The 13,778-nt window shown below is 59.7% G+C and carries 12 protein-coding genes and 4 tRNA genes; 6 read left to right on the top strand and 10 right to left on the bottom strand.

Going from position 1 to position 13,778, the window contains the following annotated elements:
- Nucleotides 1-45: 45 nt before the first annotated feature.
- Together V9L13_RS01150 and V9L13_RS01145 are read right to left on the bottom strand one after the other, a co-directional pair.
- Entirely contained in the window at nucleotides 46-501 is a 456-nt protein-coding gene (locus tag V9L13_RS01150) for a YkvA family protein (RefSeq protein WP_003223105.1), read from the bottom strand.
- Nucleotides 502-801: 300 nt separating this feature from the next.
- Nucleotides 802-1,521 carry an FKBP-type peptidyl-prolyl cis-trans isomerase gene (locus tag V9L13_RS01145; protein ID WP_003223103.1) on the bottom strand — a complete coding sequence of 240 codons (720 nt, stop codon included), beginning with the start codon at nucleotides 1,519-1,521 and terminating at the stop codon, nucleotides 802-804.
- Between the two features lie 270 nt (nucleotides 1,522-1,791).
- On the opposite strand from V9L13_RS01145, the gene V9L13_RS01140 reads away from it, so the two are divergent.
- Nucleotides 1,792-3,600: a di-heme-cytochrome C peroxidase gene (locus tag V9L13_RS01140; RefSeq protein WP_338801215.1), complete on the top strand. Its 1,809-nt coding sequence runs from the start codon at nucleotides 1,792-1,794 to the stop codon at nucleotides 3,598-3,600.
- Nucleotides 3,601-3,626: 26 nt separating this feature from the next.
- Nucleotides 3,627-4,763, top strand: a complete 1,137-nt coding sequence (locus V9L13_RS01135) for a catalase family protein (RefSeq protein WP_338802816.1) — start codon at nucleotides 3,627-3,629, stop codon at nucleotides 4,761-4,763.
- A gap of 138 nt (nucleotides 4,764-4,901) precedes the next feature.
- Here V9L13_RS01135 and V9L13_RS01130 read toward each other — a convergent pair.
- The 4 genes from V9L13_RS01130 to V9L13_RS01115 form a co-directional block, all read right to left on the bottom strand.
- Nucleotides 4,902-4,978: transfer RNA gene (locus V9L13_RS01130), tRNA-Asp, on the bottom strand.
- Nucleotides 4,979-4,997: 19 nt separating this feature from the next.
- Nucleotides 4,998-5,073: transfer RNA gene (locus V9L13_RS01125), tRNA-Val, on the bottom strand.
- A 198-nt stretch (nucleotides 5,074-5,271) separates the two neighbouring features.
- Nucleotides 5,272-5,348 (bottom strand) — tRNA-Asp (locus V9L13_RS01120).
- Between the two features lie 19 nt (nucleotides 5,349-5,367).
- Nucleotides 5,368-5,443, bottom strand: a tRNA-Val gene (locus V9L13_RS01115).
- A 159-nt stretch (nucleotides 5,444-5,602) separates the two neighbouring features.
- On the opposite strand from V9L13_RS01115, the gene rdgC reads away from it, so the two are divergent.
- From rdgC to sugE, 3 genes are all read left to right on the top strand, one after another.
- Nucleotides 5,603-6,523, top strand: coding sequence for a recombination-associated protein RdgC (gene rdgC / locus V9L13_RS01110; RefSeq protein ID WP_338801214.1), 921 nt, complete (start codon nucleotides 5,603-5,605; stop codon nucleotides 6,521-6,523).
- Nucleotides 6,524-6,669: 146 nt separating this feature from the next.
- Entirely contained in the window at nucleotides 6,670-7,635 is a 966-nt protein-coding gene (locus V9L13_RS01105) for a bile acid:sodium symporter family protein (RefSeq protein WP_103486107.1), read from the top strand.
- A 119-nt stretch (nucleotides 7,636-7,754) separates the two neighbouring features.
- The gene (sugE, locus tag V9L13_RS01100) at nucleotides 7,755-8,069 is read left to right on the top strand and encodes a quaternary ammonium compound efflux SMR transporter SugE (protein ID WP_003223093.1); all 315 of its coding nucleotides are present in this window, start codon (nucleotides 7,755-7,757) and stop codon (nucleotides 8,067-8,069) included.
- A gap of 123 nt (nucleotides 8,070-8,192) precedes the next feature.
- On the opposite strand, the gene V9L13_RS01095 is transcribed toward sugE, so the two are convergent.
- The 4 genes from V9L13_RS01095 to V9L13_RS01080 form a co-directional block, all read right to left on the bottom strand.
- Complete coding sequence (locus tag V9L13_RS01095) at nucleotides 8,193-10,067, bottom strand: MFS transporter (RefSeq protein WP_338801213.1); 1,875 nt, start codon at nucleotides 10,065-10,067, stop codon at nucleotides 8,193-8,195.
- A gap of 97 nt (nucleotides 10,068-10,164) precedes the next feature.
- Nucleotides 10,165-11,316, bottom strand: coding sequence for a TDT family transporter (locus V9L13_RS01090; RefSeq protein ID WP_338801212.1), 1,152 nt, complete (start codon nucleotides 11,314-11,316; stop codon nucleotides 10,165-10,167).
- Nucleotides 11,317-11,421: 105 nt separating this feature from the next.
- Nucleotides 11,422-11,733, bottom strand: a complete 312-nt coding sequence (locus V9L13_RS01085) for a cupin domain-containing protein (RefSeq protein WP_338801211.1) — start codon at nucleotides 11,731-11,733, stop codon at nucleotides 11,422-11,424.
- A 52-nt stretch (nucleotides 11,734-11,785) separates the two neighbouring features.
- Entirely contained in the window at nucleotides 11,786-12,973 is a 1,188-nt protein-coding gene (locus V9L13_RS01080; protein ID WP_338801210.1) for an MFS transporter, read from the bottom strand.
- Nucleotides 12,974-13,064: 91 nt separating this feature from the next.
- Here V9L13_RS01080 and V9L13_RS01075 point away from each other — a divergent pair, with 91 nt between their 5' ends.
- Nucleotides 13,065-13,607, top strand: coding sequence for a TetR/AcrR family transcriptional regulator (locus V9L13_RS01075; protein ID WP_003223085.1), 543 nt, complete (start codon nucleotides 13,065-13,067; stop codon nucleotides 13,605-13,607).
- The last annotated feature ends 171 nt before the right edge of the window (nucleotides 13,608-13,778 follow it).

Genomic DNA, 13,778 nt, shown 5'->3' with positions numbered 1-13,778 from the left:
GGCCAAGGTCGCGGGGGGTATCTATCTGTATCCGGGCGAAGTGAATCAGGGCTTTTTCGGGCCCTGCAGCTGAAGTTGCTCGGGGGTATCAGGCAGGCGCTCGACCACCGCGAGCTTTTCCGGCTGCTGCCGGCTGCGCCAGAGCCGGAAAGCATTGAGCTCATCGTCGAGGGTTTTCATCACCCAAGCCAGAACCGCGATGTCATCGAGCATGCCGAACACCGGGATGAAATCCGGGATCGCATCCACCGGACTGAGGAAGTACATCAGCCCCGCTACCACCGAAACCATGGCTTTCGGGCTGATGGCCCGATACTCGCCACGCCAGTAGGCCAGGCACAGTGCCTGGAGCAGACGCAGATCATCCTTGAGTTTGCCAAGGCGATTGCCTTGCGCGGCACCTTTGCTCGCCACCGCGAACAACAGAGTCGGCAGACGTCCACGCGCCAGCAATCGACCGGCGAGGGGCAGAAATCGGGCGAAATTCCACGGCGCTTTCATCTATTTCTCCCGTTGAAATGTTATCCACACAAATTGTGGATAACCTTGTGAACAGAGCTGCATTTCAGCGCTGAAAGCCCCGTTTTATAAGGGCCGCGCTCAGATCGGGCGTTTTTTACTCACATAAAAAACCCCAATATTTCATTGACTTGGCAGCTCAGGGCGTCTAGCGCTGGCGGCCTCAATCTCTAGGACTGCTGCGAGCCGCATCCGTTCGCTCTGTTTACCGCCAGCTTCGTCCAGATGCAACAACGCCCCGCATAGGCGAGGCGTTGTTGGCGAAGCCGTTAACGATGCCTGTTACTTGGCAGCAGCGGCGTCTTCTTTGGCTGGATCCTTGATGGCCAGCAGTTCCAGGTCAAAGACCAGGACCGAGTTGGCCGGGATCGCCGGGCTTGGCGATTGCGCGCCGTAAGCCAGATCGCTAGGGATGTACAGCTTGTACTTCTCACCAACGTGCATCAGTTGCAGACCTTCAACCCAACCCGGGATCACGCCGCTGACCGGCAGATCGATCGGGCTGCCACGCTCAACGGAGCTGTCGAACACGGTGCCGTTGGTCAGCTTGCCGGTGTAGTGAACGGTCACTACGTCGGTAGGCTTAGGCTGTGGGCCGTCGGCTTTCTTGATCACTTCGTACTGCAGACCGGATGCAGTAGTGGTCACGCCGGCCTTCTTGCCGTTTTCTTCGAGGAATTTCTTGCCGGCAGCTGCCGACTCTTCGCTCATCTTGGCCATACGCTCTTCAGCACGCTTCTGCAGCGCGGCAAAGGCTTCGACCAGTTCTTCGTCTTTCAGCTTCTGTTCTTTCTTGCCGACGGCATCTTCGATGCCCTGGGCTACCGCTTTGGAGTCCAGATCATCCATGCCTTCCTGAGCAAGGCTCTTGCCCATGTTCAGGCCGATACCGTAGGAAGCTTTTTGCGCCGGGGTTTTCAGCTCTACGCTGGTCTGCGAATCACAACCCGCGAGGACCAGGCTAACCAGGGCTACCGCCGCCGCCAACCGATGCTGTTTCATGCTATTTCCTTGTTCATGCGCCGAAAGGGCAATCGAGTAAAGCCGCGAGCTTATCAGGCCGCCACGACCAATGGCTACCGGCATGAGAGCAGGAAACGTCCGATAAGTTCAGGGATTAAAACGCATTCGGGAAAAGGGACGATGAAGCTTCTGTCATCTTGGCCCGACAGAGACTGGTGAGACTTCCTACGACAGTTGGCGTAATGGCCACTTGCCGCACCCGCAACAGCTGAGGCATAACAGCGCAACAACTCGACAAGGATGTTTATCTTGCGCCTCTTCTACCGTGTGCTGACCCTGATCATCGTGCTGCTGGGCTTGGGCCTGGCCGTGATTTTGTACTACGTCGCCAACCCGAAATTACCGTTCTACTCCCCAGTCCAAAAGGTGCATTACCTGAACCAGTGGAGTGAAGAAGAACGCCAGACCTACTACTTCACCCCGCAGGGCACACAGGTCAAAGGCCTGCGTTATGAATGGTTCGAGGCGCTGGAGTTACCCTTCTCGCAGCAGCGTTTCGCGTCCCCGGAATACCTCGCACGCTTCGGCTTTCTGGTTGATCCGCAACAGAAAGCCACACCGAACAACCCTGGCAATCTGCCGGTCGGTTTCGCCCGCCATCGAAATCCCGGCAGTAGCGAGCAATATCTCGATATCACCTGCGCCGCTTGCCACACCGGCGAATTACGCTTCAAGGACCAGGCCGTGCGGATTGACGGCGGTTCGGCGCAGCATGTCTTGCCTTCCAGCGTTCCGACATTGCGCGGCGGCAGTTTCGGACAGGCATTGGTCGCCAGTCTGACCTCGACTTACTACAACCCATGGAAATTCGAGCGTTTCGCCCGCAATGTGCTGGGCAATGACTATGAAGCGCGCCACGAGCAACTGCGCAAGGACTTCAAGGCGTCTCTGAACACGTTCCTGAAAGTCGCCTGGAACGACACTCACCGAGGCCTCTACCCCACCGAAGAAGGCCCGGGACGCACCGATGCGTTCGGCCGCATCGCCAACGCCACCTTCGGCGACGCGATCTCCCCCACCAACTACCGGGAGGCTAACGCCCCGGTGGACTACCCGCAACTGTGGGACATGTGGACGTTCGACTGGGTGCAATGGAACGGCTCGGCACAGCAACCGATGGCGCGCAATATCGGGGAGGCACTGGGTGTCGGCGCCACGTTGAATTTCTTCGACAGCAATGGCCAGCCACTGCAGGGCGATGCCCGTTACGCCTCCAGTGTCCGCGTGCGTGATCTGCACAAAATCGAAGAAACCCTGCAACACCTGCAACCACCCGCCTGGCCGGAAGATGTCTTGGGTGTGGTGGACAAACCACTGGCCGCCAAGGGCCGCGCGCTGTTTGCCGAGAACTGCGCCGGTTGCCACGTGCCAAGCAAGACTCAGGAGGGCGAACGCTGGGTGCAGCATTTGCACATGCTGCCGGTGGAGGTGATCGGCACCGATCCGAATGCAGCGACCAACATTGCCAACCACCGTTTCGACCTGACGCCGCTGCAATGGGATCTGAAGGAGCTTGAGCAGATGGATGTGAAGCTGCATCCAACGCCCAAAGAGCCATTGGATCTGAGCCAGCTATCGGTGGCCAAGGGCCTGGCTTACGTCACCGCATTCGTCGAAAACCGCGCTTATCGCGAGGCCGGTGTTACCCCTCAGGAAAAGCCACAACTTGATGGCTTCGGTCTGCCGATCGGTGTGCGCGAAAAAGTCGCTTACAAGGCCAGACCATTGGCCGGGGTTTGGGCCACCGCGCCATTTCTGCACAACGGTTCGGTACCGAGTCTTTATCAACTGCTGTCGCCCCAGGATGAACGCGCCACCACCTTCTATAAAGGCACTCTCGAGTACGACCCGCGCCACTTGGGGTATCGCACCGAGGCCTTAACCAACGGCTTTCTGTTCGACACCCGGATTAGCGGCAACCACAACAGCGGTCATGAATTCCGCGCCGGCGAGCGTGGCAATGGCGTGATCGGTCGACTGCTGCAACCGCAGGAACGCTGGGCATTGCTGGAGTACCTGAAAGTACTGGGCGGACCGCTGGAGGCTCAATTGCCATGATGATCAATTCGTACAAAAGACCGTCCATGCTCGCCCGCCTCTGGTTGTGGCTGGGACGCCTGCTTGGCAAAACCCTGCTGGCATTGCTGATTAGCGGCCTGCTGGGCTGGGCCATCGCGAGCGCATGGTTCGCCTGGCAACACCGCGGCCCGGTGTCGGCGCAAGAACAGATTCCCGCCGGTGAAACGGCGATGACCCAGGACGTGATCCAGACGGCGGTGCGCATCGTCGATCAACACCGCGAAGGCACTCGCTACCTGCGCGACGCGCATGCCAAGGCCCACGGTTGCGTGAAGGCCGAAGTGACGGTGCTGCCGGAACTGGCGCCAGCGTTGCGCCAAGGCGTATTCAGCGAGCCGGATAAAACCTGGCAAGCGATGATTCGCCTGTCCAATGGCAACGCCTATCCACAGTTCGACAGCATCCGCGACGCCCGGGGCATGGCGATCAAACTGCTCGATGTTCCCGGGAAACAGCTGCTAGGCGACCGTCAGGAGCGCCACGAACAAGACTTTGTGATGTTCAGCCATGCGAATTTCTTTGTCAGCGATGTCGCCGAGTATCGTCAGAATGTAGCGGCTCAGGCTGATGGCAAAAAGATCATGGCGTTTTTCCCCGGCTGGGATCCGCGAACCTGGCAGATCCGCCACTTGTTCATCGCCCTGGCAACGCTGTCGCCGCCACCGGACAGCCCGACAGGGACGACTTACTTTTCGGTATCCCCCTACAAATTCGGTGAGGCCAATGCGAAGTTTCGGGTAGCACCGGATCCTGATAATTGCCCGGCGTATGTCCTGCCCCCGCAAAACCATGACCTGCCGAACTTCCTGCGCAGTGCCTTGAATCAGCAATTGTCGACGGATCGGGTGCCGGCGTGTTTCGTGCTGCAGATTCAGCGCCAGGATGCGAACAGGTACATGCCGATCGAGGACACCAGCATCGAATGGCGCGAGCAGGATTCACCGTTTGAAAGCGTGGCGCGGATTACCCTGCCTGCGCAGGACTTCGACACGCCGGCCTTGAATCTAGAATGCGATAACCTGTCGTTCAACCCATGGTTTGGTATTGAGGCGCATCGGCCGATTGGCGGGATCAACCGCTTGCGCAAAGCGGTGTATGAGGCAGTGAGTGACTATCGGCATAGCCGCAATGCCGAACAGTAAAACGTACCTGTGGTGAGGGGATTTATCCCCTTACCACAGCGGCAATGCAGAAATTATCAAATCGCAGACAGCAAAAAGCCCGCACTAGGCGGGCTTTCTGTGGTGACCTGGCGTTCAGTGGGTCCAGGTGACCGAATATGGCGCAGCGGACGGGACTCGAACCCGCGACCCCCGGCGTGACAGGCCGGTATTCTAACCGACTGAACTACCGCTGCGCGAAACGCTTGAAACGAATGGTGGGTGATGACGGGATCGAACCGCCGACATTCTGCTTGTAAGGCAGACGCTCTCCCAGCTGAGCTAATCACCCTTCGCTTCGTTACGGGGCGCATTATGCCACAAGTTTTCGTAAAGTGTTGATTTAATTGAAGTTTTTTTCAAAAAAATCCGAAAACCGGTGAAACGACACAACCCGATGGAACAAGGTACAAACGTGAGACAGAAAAAAACCCGCTTCAGCGGGTTTTTCCGTGGTGACCTGGCGTTCAGTGGTCCAGGTTACCGAATATGGCGCAGCGGACGGGACTCGAACCCGCGACCCCCGGCGTGACAGGCCGGTATTCTAACCGACTGAACTACCGCTGCGCTAAACACTTGAAACGAATGGTGGGTGATGACGGGATCGAACCGCCGACATTCTGCTTGTAAGGCAGACGCTCTCCCAGCTGAGCTAATCACCCTTCGCTTCGGTGTGGCGCGCATTCTACGGAGCGACCCAACCTCTGGCAAGCACTTTTTTAATTAATTTTCTCAGGCCTTCCAAAGGCTTAGAGAAGGGTTGGCCTATGACCCGGCGAAGACAATAATGCCCCCCTTTGTATAAAGGAGAGACTCACCCCATGTGGTTCAAAAACCTGCTTATCTATCGCCTGACCCAAGACCTGCCTGTCGATGCCGAGGCGCTGGAAACTGCACTGGCCACCAAACTGGCGCGTCCATGTGCAAGCCAGGAGTTGACCACCTACGGTTTCGTCGCGCCATTCGGCAAAGGCGAAGATGCGCCACTGGTACACGTCAGCGGTGACTTCCTGCTGATCGCTGCGCGTAAAGAAGAACGCATTCTCCCGGGCAGCGTCGTGCGCGACGCGGTCAAGGAAAAGGTCGAAGAGATCGAAGCCGAGCAGATGCGCAAGGTCTATAAGAAGGAACGCGATCAGATCAAGGATGAAATCATCCAGGCGTTCCTGCCGCGCGCCTTTATCCGTCGCTCGTCGACCTTCGCCGCCATCGCGCCGAAACAGGGCCTGATCCTGGTCAACTCGGCCAGCCCGAAACGCGCCGAAGACCTGCTCTCCACAATGCGTGAAGTGCTCGGTACCCTGCCCGTCCGTCCGCTGACCGTGAAAACCGCGCCGACCGCCGTGATGACCGAGTGGGTCACCACCCAGCAAGCGGCCCCGGACTTCTTCGTTCTGGACGAGTGCGAGCTGCGCGACACCCACGAAGACGGCGGCATCGTGCGTTGCAAGCGTCAGGACCTGACCAGCGAAGAAATCCAGTTGCACCTGAGCACCGGTAAGGTCGTGACTCAGTTGTCGCTGGCCTGGCAGGACAAGTTGTCGCTCATGCTCGATGACAAGATGACCGTCAAACGCCTGAAGTTCGAAGACCTGCTGCAAGATCAGGCGGAACAGGACGGTGGCGACGAGGCCCTGGGCCAACTGGACGCCAGCTTCACCCTGATGATGCTGACCTTCGGCGACTTCCTGCCGGCGCTGGTGGAAGCGTTGGGCGGTGAAGAGACGCCTCAGGGGATCTAAAACCCTTGTGAAACCCCAATGTGGGAGCGGGCTTGCTCGCGAAAGCGGTGTGTCATTCAACATTGACTTGGCTGACCCGCCGCTTTCGCGAGCAAGCCCGCTCCCACAATTGGCTTTGTGGTGTAACTAATAATAAGGAACAGGCCATGCGCGCACTGGCTGCACTGAGTCGCTTTGTCGGCAATACCTTCGCTTACTGGGTTCTGATTTTCGCGGTGATCGCGTTCCTGCAACCGGCGTGGTTCCTCGGCCTCAAAGGCGCAATCGTGCCGCTGCTGGGACTGGTGATGTTCGGCATGGGCCTGACCCTCAAACTCGATGACTTCGCCGCCGTCGCCCGCCATCCGTGGCGCGTGGCTTTGGGCGTGGTCGCACATTTCGTGATCATGCCCGGTGTGGCGTGGTTGCTCTGCCAGATCTTCCATCTGCCACCGGAAATCGCCGTCGGGGTGATTCTGGTCGGCTGCTGCCCAAGTGGCACGTCTTCGAACGTGATGACCTGGCTGGCCCGGGGCGACCTGGCGCTGTCGGTGGCGATTGCCGCTGTTACCACCCTCCTCGCCCCGCTGCTGACCCCGGCGCTGATCTGGCTGCTGGCTTCGGCGTGGTTGCCGGTGTCGTTCATGGAATTGTTCTGGTCGATCCTGCAAGTGGTGCTGCTGCCGATCGTGCTCGGCGTGGTCGCGCAACGTTTGCTCGGCGATAGAGTGCGGCACGCGGTGGACGTGTTGCCTCTGGTGTCGGTGGTCAGCATCGTCATCATCGTCACCGCCGTGGTGGCCGCCAGTCAGGCGAAGATTGCCGAATCCGGGCTGCTGATCATGGCGGTGGTGATGCTGCATAACAGCTTCGGATACTTGCTGGGTTACTTCACCGGACGCCTGTTCAAGTTGCCACTGGCGCAGCGCAAGTCGCTGGCGCTGGAAGTCGGCATGCAGAATTCGGGGTTGGGCGCGGCATTGGCCAGTGCGCACTTCTCGCCGCTGGCGGCGGTGCCGAGCGCGTTGTTCAGCGTCTGGCACAATATTTCCGGGGCGCTGCTCTCGACGTACTTCCGGCGCATGAGCGAGAAAGAAGACCGTGAGGCGCTGGCGCAGCAGCCGACCGACTGACCGGGAAGCTTGATCCCCGGATTAATGCTCGGCAGACTATTGCGCTACGCGGGGACGACCCTGCGGCTCGATCGAGTTATCAATCTGGGGACGGCCCCGTCAATCGATGGAGGTCTCTCATGTCCTGGATCATTCTGTTTTTCGCCGGCCTGTTCGAAGTCGGCTGGGCCGTCGGCCTGAAATACACCGACGGTTTCACCCGCCCGCTCCCCACCGTACTGACCGTCGCAGCGATGGCAATCAGCCTCGGCCTGTTGGGCCTGGCAATGAAGGAATTGCCGTTGGGTACGGCTTATGCGATCTGGACCGGCGTCGGTGCCGTGGGCACGGTGATTGCCGGGATCATTCTGTTTGGCGAGTCGATGGCATTGATTCGGCTGGCCAGTGTGGCGTTGATCATTACCGGGTTGATTGGGCTCAAGGTCAGCGCTTAGGCCACTGGCCCCTTCGCTGGCAAGCCAGCTCCCACAGGGATCTGCGGTGAACACAAATCTTGTGTAAATCCAGAAAACCTGTGGGAGCTGGCTTGCTCGCGAAGGAGCCCTTGAAGTCAGCGACTATCTCACTGCCCCGCGCAACGCCCCGACCAAACCCTGCAATTTCGCCGGCTGCGCCGCCTCCACCGCTACCGCCGAACCCGCCACCAACGTCACCCGCGACCACAACCGCCTGAAGAAGCCCTTGTTCGGATCGCGACTGAAGAAACTCCCCCACAATCCCTGCAGCGCCAGCGGAATTACCGGCACCGGGGTTTCTTCGAGAATCCGCGTCAGCCCGCTCTTGAACTCGTTGATCTCGCCATCGGTGGTCAGCTTGCCTTCCGGGAAGATGCACACCAGCTCACCGTCCTTCAGATACTGGGCAATCCGGGTGAAGGCTTTTTCGTAGATCTGGATGTCTTCGTTGCGTCCGGCAATCGGAATCGTCCCCGCCGTGCGGAAGATAAAGTTCAGCACCGGCAGGTTGTAGATCTTGTAGTACATGACAAAGCGAATCGGCCGACGCACCGCGCCGCCAATCAGCAGCGCATCGACGAACGATACGTGGTTGCACACCAGCAATGCCGCGCCCTCGTCCGGGATCGCCTCGAGGTTGCGGTGCTCGACGCGGTACATGGAATGGCTGAGCAGCCAGATCATGAAACGCATGCTGAACTCGGGGACGATCTTGAAGATGTAGGCGTTGACGCCGATGTTCAGCAGCGACACCACCAAAAACAGCTGCGGAATCGACAGTTTGACCACGCTCAGCAACACGATCGAAACGATCGCCGAGACCACCATAAACAGGGCGTTGAGAATGTTGTTGGCCGCGATCACCCGCGCCCGCTCGTTCTCGGCGGTGCGCGACTGGATCAGCGCGTACAGCGGCACGATATAGAAGCCGCCAAAAATACCGAGGCCGAGAATGTCGACCAGCACCGCCCAGGTATGGGCAAAGCCCAGCACTTGGGTCCAGCTATGGCCGGTGACGCTCTCCGGGATTCCGCCGGAATGCCACCACAGCAGCAGGCCAAACACGGTCAGACCGAACGAACCGAACGGCACCAGTCCGATCTCGACCTTGCGCCCGGAAAGCTTTTCGCAAAGCATCGAACCCAGCGCAATCCCCACCGAGAACACGGTGAGAATCAGCGTGACCACGGTTTCGTCGCCGTGCATCCACTCCTTGGCGTAGGCCGGAATCTGCGTCAGATAAATCGCCCCGACAAACCAGAACCACGAGTTGCCGACAATCGAGCGCGACACCGCGGGCGTCTGGCCCAGACCGAGTTTCAGCGTGGCCCAGGACTGGCTGAAGATGTTCCAGTTCAGGCGCATTTCCGGCGAAGCCGCCGCAGCGCGAGGAATGCTGCGACTGGCGAGATACCCGAGCACCGCAATCCCGACAATCGCGGTCGACACCAGTGGCGCGTAATGCGTCGAAGACATGATGACGCCAGCGCCGATGGTCCCGGCAAGGATCGCCAGGAACGTGCCCATCTCCACCAGTCCGTTGCCGCCGACCAGTTCATCCTCGCGCAACGCCTGCGGCAAAATCGAATACTTCACCGGCCCGAACAGCGCCGAATGCGTGCCCATGGCAAACAGCGCCACCAGCATCAGCGACAGGTGATCGAAGAGAAAACCGATCGATCCTACGGCCATGATCGCGATTTCCGCGAGTTTGATCAGACGGATCAGCGCGTCCTTGGCGAATTTTTCCCCGAACTGCCCGGCCAGCGCCGAGAACAGAAAGAACGGCAGGATAAACAGCAGCGCACACAGGTTGACCCAGATCGAGCGGTCACCTTCGATGGTCAGCCGATACAAAATGGCGAGGATCAGCGACTGCTTGAACACGTTGTCGTTGAACGCGCCCAGCGACTGCGTGATGAAAAACGGCAGGAAGCGCCGGGTGCGAAGCAGGTTGAACTGTGAGGGGTGACTCATCTTCCGTGTTTCCCTGAGGTCGGTAGAGAATGGCCTGGATCTGCTTATTGGAATCTCGATCGGCGATCCAGGCCACACATTACCTAAACTTTTCAGGTTATTTCTTCAACCCTGCAATACAAGGTGAGACAAACAGCTCACCGCGCCACGCGCCTTGCACGGTGCGTTTACCGACGATCAGCCACATCACTGCCAGCAGGCTCACCAGCACACAGCCCACCACGCTGAAAAAACCGAGGTTTAGCGTGCTGGCGAGCTTGAGGGTCGCCAGCGAATACACGCCCAGCGGGAAGGTGAAACCCCACCAGCCGAGGTTGAACGGGATGCCGTCGCGCAGGTAACGCGCGGTGATCAGCAGCGCCATCAACATCCACCACAAGCCGAACCCCCACAGGGTGATCCCGGCGACCAGCCCCAGGCCCGCAGCGATTTCACCGATGCCCGGCAGACCATTGGCGGCGAAGATCACCGGTGCATCAGCGCCCAGCAGCAACATGCCCAACGCGCCGGTGCCGATCGGACCGAGGGCCAGCCAGCTCGAGGCGGCCATGTTTTCGTGGGGCAGTTTGTGCAGCGCCATGCGCAGCAACAGGATGGTCAGAATGCTGAACGCCACGGGTAGGGAAAATGCCCAGAGCACGTAGCTTGTCGTCAGCACCACCAGTTGCGCGTGGGCATCGGCCAGATGCGGCGCGAGCAAACCGCCGCTGGCCGCCGCCACTTCCGCCGCCACCACCGGCAACAGCCAGACCGCCGTCATCTGGTCGATGCTGTGTTCCTGGCGGGTAAACATCATGTAGGGGATCAACACGCCACAGGCCAGCGACATCGCCACGTCGAGCCACCACAGCACTTCGGCAAGATGAATCACGCCTTCGCCCCAGCGTGGCAGACCGAACAACAGAAAGCCGTTGATAATCGTCGCCAGGCCCATGGGGATGGTGCCGAAGAACATCGAAACGGTGGAATGGCCGAAGATCCGCCGCGCCTCATCGAAAAATAAAATCCAGCGCGCGGCATAGGCGAAGGTAAACAGGGTGAACAACAGAATGTTGAACAGCCACAAACCTTCGGCCACCGCGTGCAACCCGGGGATCGCCACCGGCAGTTGCGCCAGCGCCAAGGCCAGCACACCGGTGCCCATGGTCGCGGCGAACCAGTTCGGGGTGAATTGACGGATCACTTCACCCGGATGCTGAAGCTGACTGAACGGCTTGATGCCGGGTTTGGCTATGTTGGGGCAAGTCATCATGAACTCCTGTCCTCAGGTGAGGTTGAGTCCATGGTAGAACCGAATCGAATATCTATATAACGGGTAATTTCTCTATCTGTTATCTACTTTACAGATAAGCGCCTAGACACTGCCTTCGCTCTCAATCACCAGAATCCGCGCCGCGCCCTGCGGATGCGCCACGTGCTCGGTGCCGACCGAAGCGTAGAAGATATCGCCAACCTCAAGCAGCACCTGTTTTTCTTCACCCTGTTCGCGATAGCGCATCTGCACCTGACCATCGAGCACCACGAACACTTCCTCACCCTCGTTGACGTGCCATTTGTAGGGCTGATCGGTCCAGTGCAGACGCGTGGTGATGCCGTTCATGTTGGCGATGTCCAGCGCACCCCAGGCACGCTCGGCGGTGAACGACTTGCTGCGGATAATCTTCATCGGTCGATCCATGCAAAGAAGGGCTGCCCAAGGCTAACTGAAACCGCCACACTTATGGAGCGCTGCAAACCTTGGCCGCTTGTGCACGCAAGCTGAGCAGGAGCGCGGCGACGGCCAGCATGATCAATGCGGCGACGTAACCGTCGGTGGTCGCGAGCAAGCCGTAGGTGCGGGTCAAGTGCCCGGCGAGCAGAGCCGGCAAGCAGAACGCCAGATAACTCAGTGCGTAATATGCCGACATCAGCCCCGCTCGTTCATGCGGCAAAGCCAGCGGCACCAGGCTGCGCACCGCCCCAAGAAACCCCGAACCAAAGCCACAACCGGCGACCAGCGTGCCGAGGAAAAACAGCCCCAGACTGGCACTGTGCACGCCGAGCAGAATCAGCAGCACACCGATCGGCAGCAGACTGGCGCCCAGTTGCAGGGCCCGGCTCGCAGGCCGATTGCGCAGGGTGAAAATCATCAACGCGCCCGTCACCGTCAGCGCCGAGACGGTCGCACCGCCGATCAGGTTGGAAGTCGACCCGGTGGCGGTGCGCACCAGCGACGGTGCCAGCGAGGCAAAAAAGCCGCCGAGGGCCCAGGTTGCGGTGTTCAGCGGCAGCACACGCCACAAGGTCGAACGCGCCTGAACCGGCACATGCAGGGTCGGCCGCAGCGAAGCCCAGGCCCCGGCTTGCGGGGTGACGCTTTCCGGCAGACGCCAGACATACACCGCCTGCAACACAAACAGTGCCAGCAGCAGCCAATAGGTCAGTTGCAACGGCGCCGGAGCGAACTCGGCCAGTAAGCCACAGCCCATGCTGCCGACCGCCATACCGAGCAACGGTGCCACACTGTTGATCAATGGCCCCTGCTGGCGGTCGGTGTCGAGCAGCGTCGCGCTCAGAACAGCGGTGGCCATGCCGGTGGCAAAACCTTGCAGCACGCGGGCGCTGATCAGCCAGGCGACGCTGTCGGCGTGGATGAACAGCAGCATCGCCAGTGCGTTGAGCAGCACTGCAGTGAAAATCACCGGTTTGCGCCCCAGATGATCGGACAACGAACCGACCGTCAGCAGCGCCGCCAGCAGGCTTAAGGCATACACGCCGAAAATCAGGGTCAGCACCGCTGCCGAAAAGTGCAGCTGATCCTGATACAGGTGATACAGCGGCGTCGGCGCCGTGGAAGCGGCGAGAAAACTGAGTAAGGTGATCGCCAGAAAAATCAGGCTGCCACGGTTGGAAGTAAGGCTGGTCATGGGCACACTCCGCAAAAGCTAATTTTTTGCTTTTGCGGAGTGTGCTCTCGGCTTTGGCTTAAAGCAAATTCTTTGTGTTAAGGTCTGGCGCATGGCTATTAAAGAAGGTTTACGCCCCGGCGGCCGCAGCGCCCGGGTGCAAGAGTCGATTCATTCGGCAGTCCGCGCGCTTCTGCAAGAACAGGAGCGCAGCACCGTGACCGTCCCGCAAATCGCTGCGCGGGCCGGGGTCACGCCCTCGACGATCTATCGGCGCTGGGGCGATCTGACGGCGTTGCTGGCGGACGTCGCCCTCGCCCGCATGCGCCCCGACAGCGAACCTGCCGTGACCGGTGACCTGCGCGGTGATATCCGCGCCTGGGCCGAGCAGTATCTGGACGAAATGAGTTCGGAGCCGGGGCGCAACATGATGCGCGACGTGCAGGCCAGCGCCACGCCGGGGTATTGCGTGACGATCATTGGCGCGCAGTTGCAGACCATCATCGAGCGTCACCCAGACGAGCCGGCGCCGAGCGTTGATCGGTTGATCAATCTGGTGGTGGCGCCGGTGGTGTTCCGGATTCTGTTTGCGGCGGCGGCGCTGGAGGTGGATGAACTGCATCGGTTGATCGATATGGCGTTGAAACAGGACTGACGCCTTCGCGAGCAGGCTCACTCCTACACTTGGAATGCGTTCCACCTGTAGGAGTGAGCCTGCTCGCGATGGGGCCTGATGAGTCACCATAAAACCACCCGGTTTCAAACCTGCGACACCCCGCCACGCCACGACCTTGGTCGACACTGACTAACCGCCGCACTCATGCGA

The organism is Pseudomonas sp. RSB 5.4, assembly GCF_037126175.1.
Classification (GTDB): domain Bacteria; phylum Pseudomonadota; class Gammaproteobacteria; order Pseudomonadales; family Pseudomonadaceae; genus Aquipseudomonas; species Aquipseudomonas fluorescens_H.
This window is presented reverse-complemented; position numbering and strand designations above follow the sequence as displayed.

Bases quoted from the DNA above. Each gene is read 5' to 3' on its own strand.
- V9L13_RS01150 (WP_003223105.1), bottom strand. From the start codon at position 501: ATGAAAGCGCCGTGGAATTTCGCCCGATTTCTGCCCCTCGCCGGTCGA.
- V9L13_RS01145 (WP_003223103.1), bottom strand. From the start codon at position 1,521: ATGAAACAGCATCGGTTGGCGGCGGCGGTAGCCCTGGTTAGCCTGGTC.
- V9L13_RS01135 (WP_338802816.1), top strand. From the start codon at position 3,627: ATGCTCGCCCGCCTCTGGTTGTGGCTGGGACGCCTGCTTGGCAAAACC.
- rdgC (WP_338801214.1), top strand. From the start codon at position 5,603: ATGTGGTTCAAAAACCTGCTTATCTATCGCCTGACCCAAGACCTGCCT.
- V9L13_RS01105 (WP_103486107.1), top strand. From the start codon at position 6,670: ATGCGCGCACTGGCTGCACTGAGTCGCTTTGTCGGCAATACCTTCGCT.
- sugE (WP_003223093.1), top strand. From the start codon at position 7,755: ATGTCCTGGATCATTCTGTTTTTCGCCGGCCTGTTCGAAGTCGGCTGG.
- V9L13_RS01095 (WP_338801213.1), bottom strand. From the start codon at position 10,067: ATGAGTCACCCCTCACAGTTCAACCTGCTTCGCACCCGGCGCTTCCTG.
- V9L13_RS01090 (WP_338801212.1), bottom strand. From the start codon at position 11,316: ATGACTTGCCCCAACATAGCCAAACCCGGCATCAAGCCGTTCAGTCAG.
- V9L13_RS01085 (WP_338801211.1), bottom strand. From the start codon at position 11,733: ATGAAGATTATCCGCAGCAAGTCGTTCACCGCCGAGCGTGCCTGGGGT.
- V9L13_RS01080 (WP_338801210.1), bottom strand. From the start codon at position 12,973: ATGACCAGCCTTACTTCCAACCGTGGCAGCCTGATTTTTCTGGCGATC.
- V9L13_RS01075 (WP_003223085.1), top strand. From the start codon at position 13,065: ATGGCTATTAAAGAAGGTTTACGCCCCGGCGGCCGCAGCGCCCGGGTG.